We start from the raw sequence: 20970 nt of genomic DNA, 5'->3' as shown, positions 1-20970 counted from the left end.
AGAGTAGAAAGTTAAGAGAGTTCTGTACCTAGCATTTTTTCAGCGTACATCTAACAAATTTTTCTTATATAAATACAAGTAAACTCTGACAATTTAAAAATTATTCAAAATATAAGTTGACTGAATGCTCATTCATATTTTAATATAGAACATAGTATCGACAAGCTGCTGTCATTCACGTAAACTTTGAGTAAGTTATTTTTAGAATATACACACAAGGGGGATCTCGCGATGGAACCATTGTTAATTGCAAACTGGATTTTATTCATAGCTGTAACCGCTTACGCAGTTTATCTCTTCATCTATTTATTGAAGTCGAGATATGATTTTATCCAACTCGGTAAAAAAGTCGAGTTTGAAGAAAATTTCAACGAGCGTTTGCGTAAAGTTATGGTCAACGTATTTGGTCAGAAAAAATTATTGAAAGATAAGAAGAGCGGGACAATTCACGTTATGTTCTTCTATGGCTTCTTGTTAGTTCAAGCGAGCGCTATTGATTTTATTATTAAGGGATTATCGCCAGATTCACATTTACCGCTTGGACCTCTTTACCCAGCGTTTACTTTTTTCCAAGAAATTGTGACGTTAACCATTTTGGTTGCTGTAATTTGGGCGTTCTACCGACGCTATATTGAAAAGCTTGTTCGCTTGAAACGCGGATGGAAATCAGGACTTGTTCTTATTTTCATCGGTGGATTAATGGTAACAGTACTGATCGGTAACGGAATGAACATGATTTGGCACGGCCATGAAGCTGCCTGGACTGAACCAGTTGCTTCTTTAGTCGCGGGTGCATTTGCTTGGTTACCTGAAGCTGCAGCCATTTCGATTTTCTACGTGATGTGGTGGGCACATTTGCTATTCCTGCTGACGTTCTTAGTTTATGTACCACAATCAAAACACGCTCACTTGATCTTCGGACCAGTGAACACATGGTTCCACAGAGTAGATCATGTAGGTCGCTTAAAGCCAATCAACTTTGAAGAAATGGAAGACGAAGAAGATCCAGACGCAATGCCATCATTTGGAGTCGGGAAAATCACTGATTTCTCACAAAGCCAAATGATCGATTTCTACGCTTGCGTAGAATGTGGCCGTTGTACGAATATGTGTCCAGCAACAGGGACAGGGAAAATGCTGTCACCGATGGATTTGATCACAAAATTGCGTGACAACCTGACAAACACTGGTGCTGTCATGACGCAGAAAAAACCATGGGTGCCGGCCATGGCATTCAACAATACGCAAGGAAACCAGTTGGCAATGGCTGCGGGCGCTGAAGGTATTACAATCGACGAACTTTACAGCCCGAGCTTAATTGGAGACGTTATTACAGAAGAAGAAATTTGGGCGTGTACGACTTGCCGAAACTGTGAAGACCAATGTCCAGTTATGAACGAGCACGTGGACAAAATCATCGATCTTCGCCGTTATTTAGTAATGACAGAAGGAAAAATGAATCCGGATGCGCAGCGCGCGATGACAAACATCGAACGTCAAGGAAATCCTTGGGGTCTTAACCGTAAAGAAAAAGAAAATTGGAGAGATGCACGTCCAGATATTCAAATTCCGACAGTCAAAGAAATGAACAAAGCAGGCGAAGAGTTTGAATTCCTATTCTGGGTTGGCTCGATGGGTTCATTCGACAGTCGCTCGCAAAAGATCGCTTTGTCATTTGCTCGACTGATGAACGAAGCGGGTGTGAAATTTGCAATTCTCGGTAACAAAGAGAAAAACTCAGGTGACACGCCACGTCGTCTTGGAAATGAATTTTTATTCCAAGAACTAGCAACCGCTAATATTAAAGAATTTGAAAAAGCGGAAGTGAAAAAAATCGTCACAATTGATCCGCACGCTTACAATATCTTTAAAAACGAATACCCGGATTTTGGTTTTAAAGTTGAAGTTTATCACCATACGGAAATGTTGTTTGATCTCGTTCAAGAGGGACGTCTAAAACCACAATTCGCGGTAAACGAGCGAATTACGTTCCATGACTCTTGTTATCTAGGTCGCTACAACGATGTTTACGATGCACCGCGCGAAATATTAAAAGCGATCGAAGGCGTAGAATTAGTTGAAATGAAACGTAATCGTGAAGACGGCATGTGCTGTGGAGCTGGTGGCGGAATGATGTGGATGGAAGAAGATGTAGGCCACCGTGTTAACGTTGCCCGTACTGAGCAAGCACTTGAAGTTAGCCCAACGATGATTTCTTCTGGCTGTCCGTATTGCTTAACAATGTTATCAGACGGAACAAAAGCGAAAGAAGTCGAAGAACAAGTTGGCACATACGACGTAGCTGAACTATTGGAAATGGCGGTTCTTGGAAACATGGCACCAGAGCCGGAAGCAATTGTTCAATAACTAGCAACCTCGTGAAGATTTTCTTGAGTACTTCTGGTCAAATTAATGAGCCAGCAATAAATAATTGATTAATGACAGAAGATTGAGTAGAATAACAGCATAAGCAATAAAAAAAAGGGAGTAGAATACTCCCTTTTCTTTTCGGTAAAAATCGAGCGAGCGTTCAGTCACTAAATGAACTAAAAATAATTCGGGCGATTTATTTGTCACGAAGCTAGTAGACCCATGCAAGAGCATGGCGTTTGAGTCGTGTAGTTTACACGATATCCGAACACAATATAAGAGGTATTTCTTTTTTTAAAAGAAGTTGAAACCGTTTTCAAGAAAGCATAAAGGGAGGAAAATCATCATGGCAAAAACAGTCATTATCGACGGGGCACGTACAGCATTTGGGAAATTCGGCGGTAACTTGAGCACGCTAACAGCAAGTGACCTTGGAGCAGAAGCCATCAAAGCCGCGATGAGCCGCGCAGCTATTCAACCAGAAGACGTTCAAGAAGTGATCATGGGTAATGTGCTGCAAGCAGGACAAGGCCAAATTCCTTCTCGTCAAGCTGCGACAAAAGCAGGAATTCCATACAACGTAAAATCTGAAACAATCAATAAAGTCTGTGCATCGGGTATGCGCAGTGTTACATTAGCCGATCAACTTATCCGTTTAGGTGATGAAGAAGTTATTGTTGCAGGTGGCATGGAATCGATGTCCAATGCACCTTATTATTTACCAAAAGCACGCTGGGGTCTTCGTATGGGAGACGCTCAAGTCGTTGACGGCATGGTCCATGACGGTTTGTCATGCTCATTCCACCCAGACCGTGTTCACATGGGAACTTACGGCAATTCAACTGCTGAAGACTTTGACTTGTCTCGTGAAGAGCAAGACAAATGGTCGGCTCGTTCGCATGAACGTGCGATCAAAGCAAAAGATTTGTTTGCAGAAGAAATTGTGGCAATCGACATTCCGCAGCGCAAAGGAGATCCAATTACAGTTGATGTGGATGAAGCTCCGCGCGCCAATTCAACAATTGAAGCATTGGCAAAGCTAAAACCAGCATTCGGTAAAGATGGTACCATTACTGCTGGAAACGCACCTGGAATTAATGACGGAGCGGCGGCACTTGTCTTAATGAGTGAAGAACGAGCACAAAAAGAAGACAAAAAAGTTTTGGCTCACATTCTTTCACATACAGAAGTCGCAATCGAACCACATCGTTTCCCAGAAACTCCTGGAATCGTCATCAACGAGCTATTACAGAAAACAGGTAAATCGTTAGACGACATCGATTTATTCGAAATTAACGAAGCGTTTGCAGCAGTAGCATTAGCTAGCTCGAAAATTGCTGGACTTGACGCTGAAAAAGTGAACGTCAACGGGGGGTCTGTAGCACTTGGTCACCCAATTGGTGCAAGTGGTGCACGCATTATTCTGACACTCGCTTACGAATTAAAACGTCGCGGAGGCGGCATCGGTATCGCAGCAATCTGCTCAGGTGGCGGACAAGGCGACGCGATTATGATCAGCGTTCCTAAGGAGGAAAAATAAGCATGTCGATTCAAAACGTAATGGTTATTGGGGCAGGACAAATGGGTTCTGGCATCGCACAAGTTTGTGCACAAGCAGGATTAAATGTGAAGTTAAACGATATGAAACAAGAAGCATATGATAAAGGGATTGCAACAATCACAAAAAATTTATCGCGTAATGTTGAAAAAGGTCGCATGACAGAAAAAGAAAAAATAGCGGTTCTTAGCCGCATTACATCTTCACTAGACTTAAAAGACGCACACGATGTCGATATTGTCATTGAAGCAGCGGTTGAAAACATGGCGATTAAACATAGCATTTTTAAAACACTCGACGAAGTAGCGCCAAAGCACGCAATTCTCGCAACAAATACGTCGTCGTTACCAATCACAGAAATCGCGGCAGTAACCAACCGTCCTGAACAAGTAATTGGCATGCATTTTATGAATCCAGTGCCAATCATGAAGTTGGTGGAAATTATTCGTGGCTTGGCGACATCGGATGAAGTGTATAAAAAAGTGGAAGAAATGACTGTGCAATTGTCAAAAACTCCAGTAGAAGTAAATGATTTCCCGGGGTTTGTCGCCAACCGCATTTTGATGCCAATGATCAATGAAGCAATCTTCACACTTCAAGAAGGTGTCGCTACAAAAGAAGCCATTGATGACATCATGAAGATGGGCATGAACCATCCAATGGGACCACTCGAATTGGCTGATTTTATCGGACTTGATACGTGCCTTTATATTATGGAAGTGCTGCATGAAGGATTCGGTGACAGCAAATATCGTCCGAGCCCATTATTGCGCCAATACGTAAAAGCGGGATGGCTTGGTAAGAAAACCGGTCGTGGATTCTACAGCTACGCATAACATTAGGAGGAAACATTATGGATTTGCACTTTACAGATGAACAACTTATGATGCGCAACATGGTGCGAGATTTCGCAAAAGAAGAAATTGCTCCTTTTATCGAAAATATGGAAAACGATGAATTCCCAACAGAAATTATTAAGAAAATGGGTAAGCTTGGCTTGATGGGCATTACTGCACCTGAAAAATACGGCGGTTCTGAAATGGATTTTACTTCCTACATCACAGCTATTCATGAACTTTCAAAAGTAAGCAGTGTAGTGGGCGTAATTTTGTCTGTTCATACGTCTGTTGGGACAAACCCGATTTTGAATTTCGGATCACAACAACAAATTGAGAAATACGTACCAAAACTGGCAAGTGGCGAATACTTAGGAGCTTTCTGTTTAACAGAACCAGCAGCTGGTTCTGACGCTGGAAGCTTGAAAACAAAAGCTGTTCTAGACGGCGATGACTATGTATTAAATGGCTCAAAAGTATTTATTACGAATGGTGGAGCAGCTGATACGTATATCGTCTTTGCCTCTACAAAACCCGCTGCCGGATCTCGTGGAATTTCAGCGTTTATCGTTGAAAAAGACACACCGGGATTAATCATTGGGAAGAACGAAAAGAAAATGGGAATGCATGGTTCGAAAACCGTTCAACTAACATTCGAAAACATGCGCGTTCCAGCTGAAAACCTACTAGGCGAGGAAAATAAAGGATTCAGCATCGCAATGGCGAATTTGAACGTTGGGCGTATTGGCATTGCAGCACAGGCACTTGGTATTGCTGAAGCGGCTTATGAATACGCAGTAGCTTATGCAAAAGAACGCGTACAGTTTGGAAAACCAATTACTCATCAACAAGGTATTGGCTTTAAACTAGCAGACATGGCAACACAAGTAGAAGCGGCAAAACTGTTGGTTTACAACGCAGCAGATTTGTATTCAAAAGGTAAAGACTGTAATAAAGAAGCTTCAATGGCAAAACTTTTCGCTTCAAAAGCAGCGATGGACGTAACCATTGAAGCCATTCAAGTATTCGGCGGTTATGGTTATACAAAAGATTATCCAGTTGAGCGTCTATTCCGCGACGCGAAAGTAACGGAAATTTACGAAGGCACAAGTGAAATTCAACGTATTGTAATAAGCAAACAACTAACCAAATAATTGGAGGAATAAAAATATGAATTTTCAACTATCTGAAGAACACCAAATGATCCGCAAAATGGTAAGAGATTTCGCAAATAAAGAAGTAGCGCCAACTGCAGAAGAGCGTGACGAGGAAGAACGTTTTGACCGTGAAATTTTCGATAAAATGGCTGAACTTGGCTTAACAGGAATTCCATGGCCAGAAGAGTATGGCGGAATTGGCTCAGATTACTTGGCGTATTGCATCGCAGTTGAAGAGTTATCACGCGTTTGTGCATCAACTGGCGTTACATTATCAGCACATACTTCATTAGCTGGTTGGCCGGTATATACATTCGGAACAGAAGAGCAAAAACAAAAATACCTTCGTCCAATGGCTGAAGGAACTAAAATCGGCGCTTATGGTTTGACTGAACCATCTGCAGGATCTGATGCAGGTTCTATGCGCACATCGGCAAGAGAAGATGGCGATCATTACGTATTAAATGGTTCGAAAATCTTTATCACAAACGGTGGCATCGCAGACATCTATGTCGTTTTCGCAGTAACAGATCCAGAATCAAAACATAAAGGCACGACAGCATTTATCATCGAAAAAGAATTTGAAGGTTTCTCGGTCGGTAAAAAAGAACGCAAGCTAGGCATTCGTTCAAGCCCGACAACGGAAATTATTTTTGACAACTGCCGCGTACCAAAAGAAAATGTCTTAGGGGAACTGGGTCAAGGCTTTAAAATTGCGATGCAAACACTTGACGGCGGCCGTAACGGAATTGCAGCTCAAGCGGTTGGAATCGCGCAAGGCGCACTTGACGCTTCAATCGATTACGCAAAAGAGCGTGAGCAATTCGGTAAGCCAATCTTGGTTAATCAAGGAGTTTCATTTAAATTAGCAGATATGGCAACTTCAATTGAAGCTTCTCGTTTGTTGACGTATCAAGCTGCTTGGCTTGAGTCGAACAAATTGTCTTATAGCAAAGAGTCAGCAATGGCGAAACTAATGGCAGGTGACACAGCGATGAAAGTGACCGTTGAAGCAGTACAAGTATTCGGTGGCTACGGTTATACAAAAGACTACCCGGTTGAACGCTTTATGCGCGATGCGAAAATCACACAAATTTACGAAGGTACACAAGAAGTTCAGCGTCTTGTTATTTCTCGGATGGTCACGAAATAAGCGGAGGGGTGCCTTATGAACAAAAAGCGTGAGATTGAGTCTTCCGTGAAAGATGAAAGCTTAATAGAAAAGCGTCGTGAACAAATGATTCGCGGCGCTGTCACGCTATTTAAAGAAAAAGGCTTTCACCGGACGACGACACGAGAAATTGCTAAAGCAGCAGGTTTTAGCATTGGAACTTTATACGAATACATCCGGACAAAAGAAGATGTGTTGTATCTTGTTTGTGACTCGATTTATGACGAAGTGCATGCACGTCTCGACAAACTTGATATCGAACAAGGGTCTGTTAGCGTTCTGACGATGGCGATTGAACATTACTACATTTTGATTGACGAGATGCAAGACGAATTTGTTGTCATGTACCAAGAATCCAAATCATTGCCAAAAGACGCTTTGGGCTACGTGCTGAATAAGGAACTCCAAATGGTCGCAATTTTTGAACGATTACTGACACAATGCGTCGAGAATAACGAAATCGCCATGACACCCAAAGAAGTGGTCATGGCGGCTCACCATTTATTTGTACAAGGACAGATGTGGGCTTTCAGACGCTGGGCTTTAGATGATTTCACCATTCAGGAATTTATCCATATCCAAACTAAGTTTCTTTTGCAGGGGATGGCAGGAGAACACATTTCAATACAGGGGGCTTAATATAATGGCTATCATTGAAGAATCGAAAACCTATCAGCCGAAAAATCATATTCGCTTTGTTACAGCTTCAAGTCTTTTTGACGGCCACGACGCGTCGATTAATATTATGCGCCGGATTTTGCAGTCGAGCGGTGCCGAAGTGATTCACTTAGGGCACAACCGTTCTGTTGAAGAAGTAGTCAATGCAGCGATTCAAGAAGACGTACAAGGCATTTGTATTTCTTCTTACCAAGGCGGTCATATGGAATACTTTAAGTATATGTATGATTTATTAAAGGAAAAAGGCGCTTCGCATATCCGTATTTACGGCGGTGGCGGCGGCGTTATTTTGCCACGCGAAATCAAAGAACTTGAAGCTTACGGCGTTGCGGGGATTTTTTCACCTGAAGATGGCCGTAAAAAAGGCTTGCAAGGCATGATCACTGAAATTGTTGAGGAATGTGATTTCTCAACGGTAAAAGAAAATCAGTCTTTTGAAAACTTAACAACTGAAGAACCGGTTGTACTGGCGAACGTCATTACAGCGGCTGAAGAAGCCCACACGCGAGATACAGATACAGATGAATTGTTGAGGGTGGTTCGTGAACAAACGAAAAACACACCGATTCTTGGAATTACGGGAACAGGCGGAGCTGGTAAAAGTTCGTTAACAGATGAATTGATTCGTCGTTTCTTATCAGAACTTCCAGACAAAAAAATTGCCATTTTGTCTATTGACCCAACCAAACAAAAAACGGGCGGGGCACTTTTAGGTGATCGTATCCGCATGAACGCCATTTTCAACAAGCGCGTCTTTATGAGGAGTCTTGCAACACGTGGTTCGCGTTCTGAATTGTCAGGCGCAATCGGTGATGTATTGGATGTTGTGAAAGCAGCAGATTTTGACTTGATTATCGTTGAAACGAGCGGAATTGGTCAAGGCGATGCAGAAATCGCGAATTTCTCAGACGTTTCGATGTATGTGATGACAAGTGAATTTGGTGCGCCGTCACAGCTTGAGAAAATCGATATGATTGATTATGCAGATTTGATTTGTATCAATAAATTCGAACGCAGCGGTTCACAAGATGCGCTTCGTCAAGTGCAAAAGCAGTACCAGCGCAGCCGCCTGTTGTGGGATAAAGAGCTAGATGATATGCCGGTTTACGGCACCATCGCAAGTCAGTTTAACGATAAAGGCACGAACTCGTTGTTTGCGGCATTAGTAGGGACGATTAATGAAAAATGTGGAACTGATTGGGAAACGGATTACGACAAATTCGTTAAAACGCAAAAAGAAAACCTCATTATTCCAAACGAACGTCGCTATTATTTGCGTGAACTGACGGATACAATCCGTGGCTATCACGCGAAAACGAAAGAGCAATCTGCTTTTGCACGTCGTCTGTTCCAATTAGAAGGAGCAATCGAAGCGGTAAAAGAAAAAGCGCCGGATGATGCATTAGTTGCTTCACTCGAGTCGCTTGCAGAAGGTGTTCGTGATGAACTAACAGCCGAATCAAAACGCATTTTAAACAACTGGGATGCCTTAAAAGAAATGTATGCGGGGGACGAGTTTGTTACGACGGTACGTGACAAAGAAATTCGTACCATTTTGCGTACAGAAAGCTTGTCTGGCATTAAAGTGCCTCGCGTTGTCTTGCCGAAATTCGTTGATTACGGTGAAATTTTGTCATGGGTTTATTTGGAGAATGCTCCAGGTTCATTCCCTTATACAGCAGGTGTATTCCCGTTCAAACGTGCTGGAGAAGATCCAAAACGTCAGTTTGCAGGAGAAGGTACACCTGAACGCACCAATCGTCGTTTCCATTACTTATCAAAAGACGACGATGCAAAACGTTTGTCAACAGCGTTTGACTCGGTAACGCTTTACGGCGAAGACCCGGATCACCGCCCGGATATTTACGGGAAAGTCGGCGAGTCTGGTGTATCCATTTGTACATTAGATGACATGAAGAAATTGTATGAAGGATTTGACCTTTGCGCACCGTCGACTTCTGTATCGATGACCATCAACGGACCGGCGCCAATCATTTTGGCGATGTTCATGAACACAGCAATTGATCAGCAAGTAAAAATCAATGAAGAAAAACTGGGTCGCACGTTGACTGTAGAAGAATTCACAGAAGTTCGTGAAGGCACGCTGCAAGTGGTTCGTGGAACCGTACAAGCGGATATTCTAAAAGAAGACCAAGGACAAAATACGTGTATCTTCTCAACTGAATTTGCATTACGAATGATGGGCGATATTCAGCAATACTTTATCGACCATAAAGTACGTAACTACTATTCAGTATCAATTTCTGGCTACCACATTGCAGAAGCGGGTGCGAATCCGATTTCACAATTAGCGTTTACCCTGTCGAACGGCTTCACGTACGTGGAATATTATTTGAGCCGCGGCATGAAAATCGATGACTTTGCACCAAACTTGTCGTTCTTCTTCTCGAACGGACTAGACCCGGAGTATACAGTTATTGGACGTGTAGCACGCCGCATTTGGGCAGTTGTCATGCGCGATAAATACGGTGCCAATGAACGTAGCCAAAAGCTGAAATACCACGTACAAACGTCAGGCCGCAGCTTGCACGCTCAGGAAATCGACTTTAACGATATCCGGACAACGCTTCAAGCGTTAATGGCGTTGCAAGACAACTGTAACTCATTGCACACCAACGCTTACGACGAAGCCATCACAACACCGACAGAAGAATCGGTCCGTCGCGCAATGGCCATTCAAATGATCATCACCAAAGAACACGGTCTTTCGAAAAACGAGAACCCGCTACAAGGCGCGTTCATCATTGAAGAAATGACCCAATTGGTAGAAGAAGCGGTAATGACAGAATTTGACCGCATCAACGACCGTGGAGGCGTACTGGGCGCAATGGAAACACAATACCAACGCGGCAAAATTCAAGAAGAATCCATGCATTACGAAATGAAAAAACACACAGGCGAATTGCCGATTATCGGAGTCAACACATACTTGAACCCGAATCCGCAAACGGACGATGACATCAACTCGATGGAAATCGCCCGCGCCACAATAGAAGAAAAAGAAACACAAATCGGCAACTTGCGCGCTTTCCAAGAACGCCATGATTCGGATGAAGCGTTAAATCGCTTGAAACAAGTAGCGAAAACTGGCGGCAACATCTTTGAAGAATTGATGGAAACTGTAAAAGTCGCAAGTCTCGGCCAAATCACCACCGCTTTATACGAAGTCGGCGGGCAATACAGACGCAATATGTAAGTAAAAGCTGGATAAAGAAGATGGAACACATGTCGAACGACATGTGTTCCATCTTTTTTGCACGGAACGAGAGAAATACGCACGGAACGAGAGAAATACGCACGGAACGAGAGAAATACGCACGGAACGAGAGAAATACGCACGGAACGAGAGAAATACGCACGGAACGAGAGAAATACGTACGGAACGAGAGAAATACGCACGGTGCGAGAGAAATACGCACGGCGCGAGAGAAATACGCACGGAATGAGAGAAAGACGCAAGTTTCAACAAAAAACGCACACAACAAAAATCCTGCTTATCTGATAGAAAAACACAAATTAAAGAACTTTCTTTTTCAAAAGGATAGACAGTCGATATCCGTTTAGGTTTTCTGTATACTAAGAGAATGTGCAACATCTGAAAAAAGAAGGATGAATCCTATGCGTAAAGCTATTCACTACATAATCATCGGAATCTGTGTCATACTGATTTTCTTCCTGTACAATAAAGCTTTGGGATCAATTCCGTTTATGATTCTAGCAATCTATTTATTTTATTTTGGTTGGAGACAAATAGATCCAAGAAAAAAGAATACACGGTAGCGGAGACTAGTTAGTTTGTATATAATGAATTAAGTTATGAAAGAAGAAGGGACGTGCACGGAATGAAAATTCGTGAATTATCTAAAGAAGAACTAATAGAAGAGTCGTTTGTTGACTTGACATATGCGATGTTGCAAGAGACACATGAAACAAAAACCTATGCAGAATTGGTTGCAGAAATTGAAAAGTTACTGAGCCTATCTAAAGAGGATATGAAAGATCGATTAGTCCAGTTTTATACAGATTTGAACATTGACGGCCGCTTTTTGATTTTAGGCGAAAACCGTTGGGGTCTTCGCGAGTGGTACCCAGTTGAACAGATTGAAGAAGAATCTGCGCCAACGGTTAAAGCTCGTAAAAAGAAAGCCAAAGTGTCGGATGATGAAGGCTTTGACGATCTGGATGACTTGGCACTTGAAGACGAATTGGAGTTTGAGGACTTCGGTGAAGACGATGAAGACGAAGATGAAGACGATTTGATCAAATCGCCTGTTGAAGTACTAGACTTCGATGTGGATGAAGACAAAGAAGATGTAGACGTACTCGTTGAAGATATGGATGGCAACATCATTGATGACGAAGACGATAATGAAGACGAAGAAGACGAGGACGACTTAAAGTAAACTGAACATTTTTTCACCTTGACTTATGAGGTCAGACTGGATAATATTTTATTTGGGCTCCTTACAATAGGAGAGATGATTCGTACAGTTTACGCGCTCCCCTGCATGCAGCAGGCGGAGCGCTTTTTATTTTTTACCATTCGAGGAGGAAAAGGAATGACAAAGTATATATTTGTAACCGGTGGCGTTGTGTCATCACTCGGAAAAGGTATTGTAGCTGCATCATTAGGACGTTTATTGAAAAACAGGGGATTGAATGTAACGATTCAAAAATTTGATCCGTACATCAACATTGACCCAGGAACAATGAGTCCATACCAGCACGGGGAAGTTTTTGTGACGAATGATGGCGCAGAAACAGATTTGGATCTTGGTCACTACGAACGTTTTATCGACATCAACTTAAACAAATACTCAAACGTAACAACAGGAAAAGTATATTCAACGGTCATTCAAAAAGAACGTCGCGGCGATTACTTGGGTGGAACGGTTCAAGTAATTCCACACATCACAAATGAAATCAAAGACCGCTTGTTGCGTGCTGCAAAAACAGCGAACGCAGATGTGGTCATTACAGAAATCGGTGGAACGGTTGGAGACATCGAATCACTGCCATTCCTTGAAGCAATCCGTCAAATGAAATCAGATCTTGGTCGCGATGAAGTAATGTATGTTCACTGTACATTGATTCCGTACCTAGGTGCTGCGAAAGAAATGAAGACAAAGCCGACACAGCATAGCGTCAAAGAACTTCGCAGTCTTGGAATTCAACCAAACCTGATTGTTGTGCGCACAGAACATCCGGTGCCACAGGACATGAAAGACAAAATTGCATTGTTCTGCGATATTAAGCCAGAAGAAGTTATTGAATCACGTGACGTAGATGTGATTTACGAAATGCCGCTTCGTTTGCAAGAGCAGCATATGGACCAAATCGTTCTAGATCATTTCGGAATTGAAGCGCCAGAAGCGGATATGACAGAGTGGAGAACACTTGTTGAGAAAGTACAATCTCTTAAAAAGAGCGTTCGTATTGGCCTTGTTGGGAAATACGTGGAACTTCAAGATGCCTACATTTCAGTAGTTGAAGCATTAAAGCATGCTGGCTTCGCGTTTGATTCTGAAATCGAAGTAGATTGGATCAACGCGGAACACATCAACGCAGAAAATGCTGCAGAAAAACTAAAAGACTGTGACGGCATTTTAGTTCCTGGTGGTTTCGGCGATCGTGGCGTTGAAGGGAAAATCATCGCAACTCAATTTGCGCGCGAAAACAATGTACCATTCTTCGGTATTTGTCTAGGAATGCAACTCGCTTCTGTTGAATTTGCACGCAGCATCATGAACTTAGAAGGTGCACATTCTTCTGAATTAAATGCGAAAACGTCTTTCCCGGTTATCGATCTATTGCCTGAGCAAAAAGATATCGAAGACTTAGGCGGAACACTTCGTCTTGGTTTGTACCCTGCGAAACTTACAATAGGTTCGAAAGCACAAGAAGCTTACGGCGAAGAACTGGTTTACGAAAGACACCGTCATCGTTATGAGTTCAATAACGAATACCGTGAGGCTTTTGAGAATGCTGGATTTAAATTCACTGGAACTAGCCCGGATGGCCGTTTAGTAGAGATTATTGAATTAGCCGACCACCCGTGGTTCCTAGCTTGCCAATTCCACCCAGAATTTATTTCGCGTCCAAACCGTCCACAACCACTATTCCGTGAGTTTGTGAGAGCATCTATCGCTAATAAATAAAGAATTCACAAAAGCCTTCCCTTGAAAAAAAAGGGAAGGCTTTTGTGAAGGGATTCACCTATTCACCTAGCATATCGTCTATACTCAATTTGACTGCATAATAAATATACAGTGCAGCTAAGGCATACGGAACCAACACAGGCTGGTCATCGTCCTGTAATAGGTTGCCTGCTAGGTCATTTAGAGAGAAGAAAGCATCCGCCAACTCACTTTCCTGTGAGTGCGCAGCAACAAATGCAAAGGCAATGCCAGCATCTGCTAACCTGCCAGCAAGCTCGTCCCCTTCGTCATTTAGAGCTAATATCCAGACTCGATCAGTCCTGTGAACGATGCTTGAAGGCGACCATTCGACGGCAGTAGGCAAACTGTTTAAAGCAACGGGAATCACAGCTTTCATTTCACCAAAGGCTGCGATAAACACAGTACCTTCTGCAACGATGGCTTGTGCTAATACGCTAGCAATGTTATGGATAGGAGTATGTTGCTGAGACAAATGTGCCAGCATCTGTGTAAATTGTACGGTTAATCGATTCATAAAACTCACCTCGTAAAAAAGTATAGCAGATAAAGGAGTGGCTCTTCTTGAAGACTATTTTGATAGTAGACGATCAGCTAGGCATCCGACTATTATTAAAAGAAGTATTTAGCAAAGAAGGTTATCAAGCAATCGCAGCGGGAAACGGAATAGAAGCGCTTAAAAAAGTACAGGAATTTTCTCCGGATCTCGTATTACTAGACATGAAAATTCCTGGAATGGATGGCATTGAGATTTTAAAGCGCTTGAAAAAGACTAATCCTCGCATTCACGTCATTATGATGACAGCTTATGGTGAACTCGATCTCATTAAAGAATCAATGAATTGGGGGGCGGAGCGTTATTTCACTAAGCCTTTCGACGTCTTTGAAGTGCGTGATGCAGTTAAGCAACTACTCGAACAGTAGCTAGCGAAGAAGTGGCGTAACTACTGGGTTTTTGATATAGTATAAAGGATATTCGCTTTAACCATCGCTGAGGAGGAAATTTAAATGCCGTTAGTTTCTATGAAAGAAATGATGATAAAAGGTAAACAAGAAGGATATGCAATTGGTCAATTCAATTTAAATAATTTAGAATTCACACAGGCTATTCTTCAAGCCGCACAAGAAGAAAATTCTCCAGTTATTTGTGGAGTTTCTGAAGGCGCAGCACGTTACATGGGTGGATTTACAACAGTTGTTAATATGGTTAAAGGATTGATGCACGATTATAAAATTACGGTTCCGGTGGCGATTCATTTAGACCACGGTTCGAGCTTTGAGAAGTGTAAGGAAGCGATTGATGCAGGATTTACATCGGTCATGATTGATGCATCTCATCATCCATTTGAAGAAAATATTGAAATTACAAAACAAGTAGTCGAATATGCACGTCAGCACAATGTTTCTGTGGAAGCAGAATTAGGGACTGTCGGTGGACAAGAAGACGACATCATTGCGGATGGCGTTATTTACGCGGATCCACAGGAATGCAAGCAAATGGTTGAACAAACGGGTATTGATTGCCTAGCACCTGCACTTGGTTCAGTTCACGGACCTTATAAAGGTGAACCGAATTTAGGGTTTAAAGAAATGGAAGAAATCTCACAGCTATGTGACGTACCGCTCGTGTTGCACGGCGGAACAGGAATTCCATTAAAAGATATTCAACGTTCAGTTTCTCTTGGTACATCGAAAATCAATGTCAACACAGAAAGCCAAATTACATCGGCTCAAGCAGTTCGTGAAGTGTTGAAAAACGATGCGGATGTTTATGATCCTCGCAAATACATGGGACCAGCCCGTGAAGCGATTAAAAAAACAGTTACGGGTAAAATGCGTGAGTTCGGAAGTTCAGGAAAAGCATAATTTAAAAACAACAAGACGGAGGAGAAGCGTCCGAAAGGCGTCTTCTCTTTTTCCCGTCAAACTGGAGGAGAGAACATATGAAATTTTTTATTGATACAGCAAACTTTGACGAAATTAAAGAAGCACACGCATGGGGGATTCTTTCGGGGGTTACAACAAATCCATCATTAGTCGCAAAAGAAAAAAATGTTTCGTTCCATGACCGCTTAAAAGAAATTGCTGCGCTTGTTGACGGTTCAATTAGTGGAGAAGTGATTGCACTTGATGCAGAAGGGATGATCAAAGAAGGCCGCGAATTGGCTGATCTTGCTCCAAACATCACGGTGAAATTGCCGATGACACCAGAAGGCTTGAAAGCTTGTGCAGTTCTTGCCTCAGAAGGCAAAAAAGTAAACGTTACATTGATCTTCAGTGCGAACCAAGCATTGCTTGCAGCACGTGCTGGAGCGGCTTACGTGTCACCATTCCTTGGGCGTCTTGATGACATTGGACATAACGGCATGGACTTGATCGCAACAATTTCAGAAATTTTTGCAATCCATGATATTTCTTCAGAAATTATTGCGGCATCTATTCGCCATCCACAGCACGTTACAGAAGCGGCTTTAAACGGTGCACATATTGCGACAATGCCAATTAAAGTGATGCACCAAATGTTCAGACACCCGTTGACAGACCAAGGAATCGAAGCATTCCTTGCAGACTGGGAAAAACGTTCAGTAGAAGTAAACTAAAAAATCTTGAAACAGTCGATTCCTTCCTGAAATGGGAAGGGACGCCTTCGTGAAAGTGGAAAAAATGCAAGTTGAGATCGGCAATCAGCTGAAGCGCCGAACCAATGGAACTTTTCAAGCCAACCAAACGGCCCGAAAAGTGGATAAAGGAGAAATTCAATGGATGTTTATAAAATAAAAGGTGGTAATCGCCTTTCCGGAACGATTAAAGTCAATGGCGCTAAAAATAGTGCAGTAGCATTGATTCCTGCGTCGATATTAGCTAATTCGCCAGTATCGATTGAAGGGTTACCGGGGATTTCTGATGCATGGACACTGAAAAGTATTTTGGAGGAAATTGGTGGAGAAGTGACTTTTGAAGACGGAACAATGACGATTGATCCGACGACAATGGTAGATATGCCTTTACCAAATGGCAATGTGAAAAAATTGCGAGCTTCTTATTACATGATGGGCGCAATGCTTGGCCGATTTAAGCACGCAGCAATTGGTCTTCCGGGAGGCTGTTTCTTAGGACCTCGTCCAATTGATCAGCATATTAAAGGCTTTGAAGCGCTTGGCGCAAAAGTAACGAATGAACAAGGTGCGATCTATTTGCGTGCCGATGAACTTCGTGGTGCTAAAATTTATTTAGATGTTGTCAGTGTCGGAGCAACCATTAACATTATGTTGGCGGCCGTTATGGCTAAAGGACAGACAACGATTGAAAATGCGGCAAAAGAGCCGGAGATTATTGACGTTGCGACTTTATTGACGAATATGGGCGCCAAAATCAAAGGAGCCGGAACCGATGTTATCCGAATTGACGGTGTAGAGGAATTACATGGAACCAATCACACAATCATTCCTGATCGAATCGAAGCCGGAACATTCATGATTATGGCAGCTGCAATTGGTGATGGCGTGACGATTGATAACGTCATTCCATTCCATATGGAAGCATTGACTGCAAAATTACGTGAAATGGGTGTTGACGTTCAAGAAGGTGAAGAATCGATTTTTATTCCTAAATCTACTGATCTTCATGCGATTGACGTAAAAACATTAGTTTACCCAGGGTTTCCAACAGATCTTCAGCAGCCATTTTCTGTACTTATGACTCAGGCTCAAGGATCTTCTATGATTACCGACACCATTTACTCGGCACGCTTTAAGCATATCGATGAACTTCGTCGCATGAATGCCAGTGGCCGTGTTGAAGGCCGAGCAGCAATTGTCACAGGGCCAACGCCATTGACGTCTGCAACTGTAGTGGCATCTGACTTACGTGCAGGAGCAGCTTTGGTAATCGCAGGGCTACTTGCAGAAGGTGAAACTGAAATTCGTGAAATTTATCATATCGAACGTGGGTATTCATCTATTATTGAGAAGCTTCAAGGTCTGGGTGCTGATATTCGGAGAGAAACAATTGACCCTGTGACGAGCATGAAGTCCGACCTTAGCCAAGACGCAAATTGATCTTCTTTTAGCATAAAAATATGTGCTACACTAATTAAGACATAGTTAAAGCTGAACGGAGGAACTGATCGTATGGAACGAAGTTTATCGATGGAATTAGTGCGTATTACTGAAGCAGCAGCAATTGCCTCTTCAAAATGGATGGGCCGCGGCATGAAAATCGAAGCAGATGATGCAGCGACCACAGCGATGAGAACGGTATTTGATACCATTCCGATGCGTGGTGTAGTGGTCATCGGTGAAGGTGAGATGGACGAGGCACCTATGCTTTATATCGGTGAGGAATTAGGAACAGGCAATGGTCCTGAAGTGGACGTTGCAGTAGATCCTTTAGAAGGAACGAATATTGTTGCCGCTGGTGGATGGAATGCTTTGGCAGTTCTAGCAATCGCGGATCGTGGCAACCTGTTAAATGCACCTGATATGTACATGGACAAAATTGCGGTTGGCCCAGAATCGGTTGGCAAAATTGATATCAATGCGCCAGTTATTGATAATCTCCGTGCTGTAGCAAAAGCTAAAAATAAAGACATTGAAGACGTGGTTGCGACAATTATGGATCGTCCGCGTCACAAGGATGTTATTGATCAGATTCGTGCAGCGGGAGCCCGCATCAAGCTAATTGGTGATGGAGACGTTGCCGGCGCAATCAATACCGCATTTGATCAAACAGGCGTTGATATTCTATTCGGAATTGGTGGAGCACCTGAAGGCGTAATCGCTGCAGTTGGCTTAAAATGCTTAGGTGGCGAAATCCAAGGGAAGCTGCTTCCGCAAAACGAAGAAGAAGCACAACGTTGCATAGATATGGGGATTGATGTGAACAAAGTGTTGATGATGGATGATCTTGTTAAAGGCGACGATGCTATTTTTGCAGCAACCGGTGTTACAGACGGAGAACTGTTAAAAGGCGTTCAGCTAAAAGGTGGCTTCGCAGAAAGCCACACACTGGTTATGCGAGCAAAATCAGGAACCATTCGCTTTATCGAAGGACGTCACAGTCTGCAGAAAAAGCCAAATCTCGTAATGAACGATTAACGATCCTACTTCATAAATGAGTCCGGCAATTTGCCGGGCTTCTTCTTTAAGATCTTCTCAATCATTCACTACTGATCCTCAAATTACGTAACAAGAATCAAATGCCATCTGCACCATCTTTAAACGAGCAGACGTTAAGAATGCTTAAATCAACAGATAAATGAACAAAGCAATAAGCCTATTTAAACGATTTATAAAAAATAATACGAATAAGAGTGGTGTCCGATACATGGCAACGATAACAATCTCCGCATTGGAGAATATGACGTTAAAAGAGCTTTACAATTTAGCAAAAGAATACAAGCTGACTAACTACAGTAAGCTATCTAAAAAGGAACTAATTTTTGCGATTTTGAAAACGCGTGCAGAACAAGAAGGTTTTTTCTTTATGGAAGGTGTATTGGAAATTATCCAATCTGAAGGTTTTGGTTTCTTACGACCAATCAATTATTCGCCTAGCTCACAGGATATTTATATTTCCGCTTCTCAAATCCGTCGTTTTGATTTGAGAAATGGCGATAAAGTTTCAGGGAAAGTACGTCCGCCGAAAGAAAATGAACGCTATTTCGGGTTACTGCAAGTAGAAGCAGTCAACGGTGAAGATCCAGAAGTGGCGAAAGAACGTGTTCACTTTCCAGGGCTTACACCACTTTACCCAGATCGTCACATTCGTTTAGAAACGACGCCGGCTCATTTATCTACGCGCATTATGGATTTAGTATCGCCTGTCGGATTTGGTCAACGCGGTTTAATCGTAGCGCCACCTAAAGCGGGTAAGACAATGCTACTAAAAGAAATCGCTAATTCCATTACAACGAATCACCCAGAAGCAGAACTAATTGTCTTGCTAATAGATGAACGTCCAGAAGAAGTAACGGACATCGAGCGATCAGTAAATGCAGATGTCGTGTCATCGACGTTTGATGAAGTCCCTGAAAACCACGTGAAAGTCGCTGAACTTGTTCTTGAACGTGCTATGCGCCTCGTTGAACATAAACGTGACGTAGTTATTTTAATGGACTCAATTACGCGCCTAGCTCGAGCATATAATTTGGTGATTCCTCCGAGTGGACGTACACTATCAGGAGGAATCGATCCAGCAGCTTTCCACCGACCAAAACGCTTTTTCGGAGCAGCACGTAATATCGAAGAAGGCGGCAGTTTAACTATTTTAGCGACAGCTTTAGTAGAAACTGGATCGCGTATGGATGAAGTTATTTATGAGGAATTTAAAGGAACAGGTAACATGGAATTGCATCTTGACCGCAGTTTGGCTGAGCGTCGAATCTTCCCAGCACTTGATATTCGTCGTTCTGGCACACGTAAAGAGGAATTGTTAATTGAACCGAAACAACTTGAAAAGCTTTGGACTATTCGAAAAACGTTCTCGGATACACACGATTTTGGAGAACGTTTCCTGAAAAAACTAGGTCAAACAAATACCAATGAAGAATTTTTTGAGCAATTAGCAACTGAGATGAAAACGCATCGGAACAATAAGAAGATGATTTAATTACTTGCAAAAGACGCAGGAATTTGATATGATTGCGTTAATGAATTAAAGCAAAGCTATTGCATATACGGTCTGAAGAACCGTGTAAGGCAATAGTAAAATAGATTAAACTCTGTTCCAGATGGTTCAGGGCGAGAGGAGAAAATTACGATGAAAACAGGAATTCACCCAGATTACAAACAAGCTACAGTAACTTGCTCATGTGGAAACTCTTTCACAACTGGTTCTGTAAAAGAAAACATCAACGTTGAGCTTTGCTCGGAATGTCATCCATTCTACACTGGACGTCAGAAATTCGCAGCAGCTGATGGCCGCGTAGATCGTTTCAACAAAAAATACGGCTTAAAAGAAGAAATTAACGAGTAATACTTGCTCAGCGCTAGACTGGGATTGG

Annotated in this window: 18 protein-coding genes; 17 read left to right on the top strand and 1 reads right to left on the bottom strand. The window is 42.5% G+C overall.

Annotated features, from left to right (window positions below):
* The first annotated feature begins 231 nt into the window (after positions 1-231).
* The 9 genes from AJGP001_RS14030 to AJGP001_RS13985 all read left to right on the top strand — a co-directional run bounded on the left by AJGP001_RS14030 (position 232) and on the right by AJGP001_RS13985 (position 13949).
* A complete protein-coding gene (locus AJGP001_RS14030) occupies positions 232-2367 on the top strand; it encodes a (Fe-S)-binding protein (protein WP_078080672.1) in 2136 nt (711 codons plus the stop codon).
* Positions 2368-2716: 349 nt separating this feature from the next.
* Positions 2717-3910, top strand: a complete 1194-nt coding sequence (locus AJGP001_RS14025; RefSeq protein WP_071153035.1) for an acetyl-CoA C-acetyltransferase — start codon at positions 2717-2719, stop codon at positions 3908-3910.
* Between the two features lie 2 nt (positions 3911-3912).
* The gene (locus tag AJGP001_RS14020) at positions 3913-4764 is read left to right on the top strand and encodes a 3-hydroxybutyryl-CoA dehydrogenase (RefSeq protein WP_071153036.1); all 852 of its coding nucleotides are present in this window, start codon (positions 3913-3915) and stop codon (positions 4762-4764) included.
* A gap of 17 nt (positions 4765-4781) precedes the next feature.
* Positions 4782-5918 (top strand): acyl-CoA dehydrogenase, encoded by a 1137-nt coding sequence (locus tag AJGP001_RS14015; RefSeq protein WP_071153037.1) that lies wholly within the window; start codon positions 4782-4784, stop codon positions 5916-5918.
* A 16-nt stretch (positions 5919-5934) separates the two neighbouring features.
* Positions 5935-7074 carry an acyl-CoA dehydrogenase gene (locus tag AJGP001_RS14010; protein WP_071153038.1) on the top strand — a complete coding sequence of 380 codons (1140 nt, stop codon included), beginning with the start codon at positions 5935-5937 and terminating at the stop codon, positions 7072-7074.
* A 15-nt stretch (positions 7075-7089) separates the two neighbouring features.
* On the top strand, positions 7090-7731 hold the full coding sequence (locus tag AJGP001_RS14005) for a TetR/AcrR family transcriptional regulator (RefSeq protein ID WP_071153039.1): 642 nt from the start codon (positions 7090-7092) through the stop codon (positions 7729-7731).
* A gap of 4 nt (positions 7732-7735) precedes the next feature.
* A complete protein-coding gene (gene icmF / locus AJGP001_RS14000) occupies positions 7736-10987 on the top strand; it encodes a fused isobutyryl-CoA mutase/GTPase IcmF (RefSeq protein WP_078080671.1) in 3252 nt (1083 codons plus the stop codon).
* Positions 10988-11633: 646 nt separating this feature from the next.
* Positions 11634-12194: a DNA-directed RNA polymerase subunit delta gene (rpoE, locus tag AJGP001_RS13990; protein WP_071153041.1), complete on the top strand. Its 561-nt coding sequence runs from the start codon at positions 11634-11636 to the stop codon at positions 12192-12194.
* A gap of 156 nt (positions 12195-12350) precedes the next feature.
* A complete protein-coding gene (locus tag AJGP001_RS13985) occupies positions 12351-13949 on the top strand; it encodes a CTP synthase (protein WP_078080670.1) in 1599 nt (532 codons plus the stop codon).
* 58 nt (positions 13950-14007) lie between these two features.
* On the opposite strand, the gene AJGP001_RS13980 is transcribed toward AJGP001_RS13985, so the two are convergent.
* Positions 14008-14484: a DUF2529 family protein gene (locus AJGP001_RS13980; RefSeq protein WP_071153042.1), complete on the bottom strand. Its 477-nt coding sequence runs from the start codon at positions 14482-14484 to the stop codon at positions 14008-14010.
* 47 nt (positions 14485-14531) lie between these two features.
* On the opposite strand from AJGP001_RS13980, the gene AJGP001_RS13975 reads away from it, so the two are divergent.
* The 8 genes from AJGP001_RS13975 to rpmE all read left to right on the top strand — a co-directional run bounded on the left by AJGP001_RS13975 (position 14532) and on the right by rpmE (position 20942).
* Positions 14532-14891: a response regulator gene (locus AJGP001_RS13975; RefSeq protein ID WP_071153043.1), complete on the top strand. Its 360-nt coding sequence runs from the start codon at positions 14532-14534 to the stop codon at positions 14889-14891.
* An 84-nt stretch (positions 14892-14975) separates the two neighbouring features.
* Positions 14976-15833, top strand: coding sequence for a class II fructose-bisphosphate aldolase (locus AJGP001_RS13970; RefSeq protein ID WP_071153044.1), 858 nt, complete (start codon positions 14976-14978; stop codon positions 15831-15833).
* A gap of 77 nt (positions 15834-15910) precedes the next feature.
* Positions 15911-16567 carry a fructose-6-phosphate aldolase gene (gene fsa, locus AJGP001_RS13965; RefSeq protein ID WP_058384448.1) on the top strand — a complete coding sequence of 219 codons (657 nt, stop codon included), beginning with the start codon at positions 15911-15913 and terminating at the stop codon, positions 16565-16567.
* Between the two features lie 49 nt (positions 16568-16616).
* The gene (locus AJGP001_RS17750; RefSeq protein WP_256204103.1) at positions 16617-16745 is read left to right on the top strand and encodes a hypothetical protein; all 129 of its coding nucleotides are present in this window, start codon (positions 16617-16619) and stop codon (positions 16743-16745) included.
* Entirely contained in the window at positions 16727-18025 is a 1299-nt protein-coding gene (locus AJGP001_RS13960; protein ID WP_058384449.1) for a UDP-N-acetylglucosamine 1-carboxyvinyltransferase, read from the top strand. The genes AJGP001_RS17750 and AJGP001_RS13960 overlap by 19 nt, the downstream gene beginning before the upstream one ends.
* 72 nt (positions 18026-18097) lie before the next feature.
* The gene (glpX, locus tag AJGP001_RS13955; protein WP_071153045.1) at positions 18098-19063 is read left to right on the top strand and encodes a class II fructose-bisphosphatase; all 966 of its coding nucleotides are present in this window, start codon (positions 18098-18100) and stop codon (positions 19061-19063) included.
* 229 nt (positions 19064-19292) lie between these two features.
* Complete coding sequence (gene rho, locus AJGP001_RS13950; RefSeq protein WP_071153046.1) at positions 19293-20576, top strand: transcription termination factor Rho; 1284 nt, start codon at positions 19293-19295, stop codon at positions 20574-20576.
* 150 nt (positions 20577-20726) lie between these two features.
* Complete coding sequence (gene rpmE / locus AJGP001_RS13945; RefSeq protein ID WP_008432981.1) at positions 20727-20942, top strand: 50S ribosomal protein L31; 216 nt, start codon at positions 20727-20729, stop codon at positions 20940-20942.
* Positions 20943-20970 lie beyond the last annotated feature (28 nt).

The sequence above is a fragment of the Planococcus faecalis genome, assembly GCF_002009235.1.
In the GTDB taxonomy this organism is placed as follows: Bacteria; Bacillota; Bacilli; order Bacillales_A; family Planococcaceae; genus Planococcus; species Planococcus kocurii.
Note: the sequence above shows the minus strand (reverse complement) of the source record. Positions and strands in the feature narration are given on the sequence as shown.

Bases quoted from the DNA above. Each gene is read 5' to 3' on its own strand.
- AJGP001_RS14030 (WP_078080672.1), top strand. From the start codon at position 232: ATGGAACCATTGTTAATTGCAAACTGGATTTTATTCATAGCTGTAACC.
- AJGP001_RS14025 (WP_071153035.1), top strand. From the start codon at position 2,717: ATGGCAAAAACAGTCATTATCGACGGGGCACGTACAGCATTTGGGAAA.
- AJGP001_RS14020 (WP_071153036.1), top strand. From the start codon at position 3,913: ATGTCGATTCAAAACGTAATGGTTATTGGGGCAGGACAAATGGGTTCT.
- AJGP001_RS14015 (WP_071153037.1), top strand. From the start codon at position 4,782: ATGGATTTGCACTTTACAGATGAACAACTTATGATGCGCAACATGGTG.
- AJGP001_RS14010 (WP_071153038.1), top strand. From the start codon at position 5,935: ATGAATTTTCAACTATCTGAAGAACACCAAATGATCCGCAAAATGGTA.
- AJGP001_RS14005 (WP_071153039.1), top strand. From the start codon at position 7,090: ATGAACAAAAAGCGTGAGATTGAGTCTTCCGTGAAAGATGAAAGCTTA.
- icmF (WP_078080671.1), top strand. From the start codon at position 7,736: ATGGCTATCATTGAAGAATCGAAAACCTATCAGCCGAAAAATCATATT.
- rpoE (WP_071153041.1), top strand. From the start codon at position 11,634: ATGAAAATTCGTGAATTATCTAAAGAAGAACTAATAGAAGAGTCGTTT.
- AJGP001_RS13985 (WP_078080670.1), top strand. From the start codon at position 12,351: ATGACAAAGTATATATTTGTAACCGGTGGCGTTGTGTCATCACTCGGA.
- AJGP001_RS13980 (WP_071153042.1), bottom strand. From the start codon at position 14,484: ATGAATCGATTAACCGTACAATTTACACAGATGCTGGCACATTTGTCT.
- AJGP001_RS13970 (WP_071153044.1), top strand. From the start codon at position 14,976: ATGCCGTTAGTTTCTATGAAAGAAATGATGATAAAAGGTAAACAAGAA.
- fsa (WP_058384448.1), top strand. From the start codon at position 15,911: ATGAAATTTTTTATTGATACAGCAAACTTTGACGAAATTAAAGAAGCA.
- AJGP001_RS13960 (WP_058384449.1), top strand. From the start codon at position 16,727: ATGGATGTTTATAAAATAAAAGGTGGTAATCGCCTTTCCGGAACGATT.
- glpX (WP_071153045.1), top strand. From the start codon at position 18,098: ATGGAACGAAGTTTATCGATGGAATTAGTGCGTATTACTGAAGCAGCA.
- rho (WP_071153046.1), top strand. From the start codon at position 19,293: ATGGCAACGATAACAATCTCCGCATTGGAGAATATGACGTTAAAAGAG.
- rpmE (WP_008432981.1), top strand. From the start codon at position 20,727: ATGAAAACAGGAATTCACCCAGATTACAAACAAGCTACAGTAACTTGC.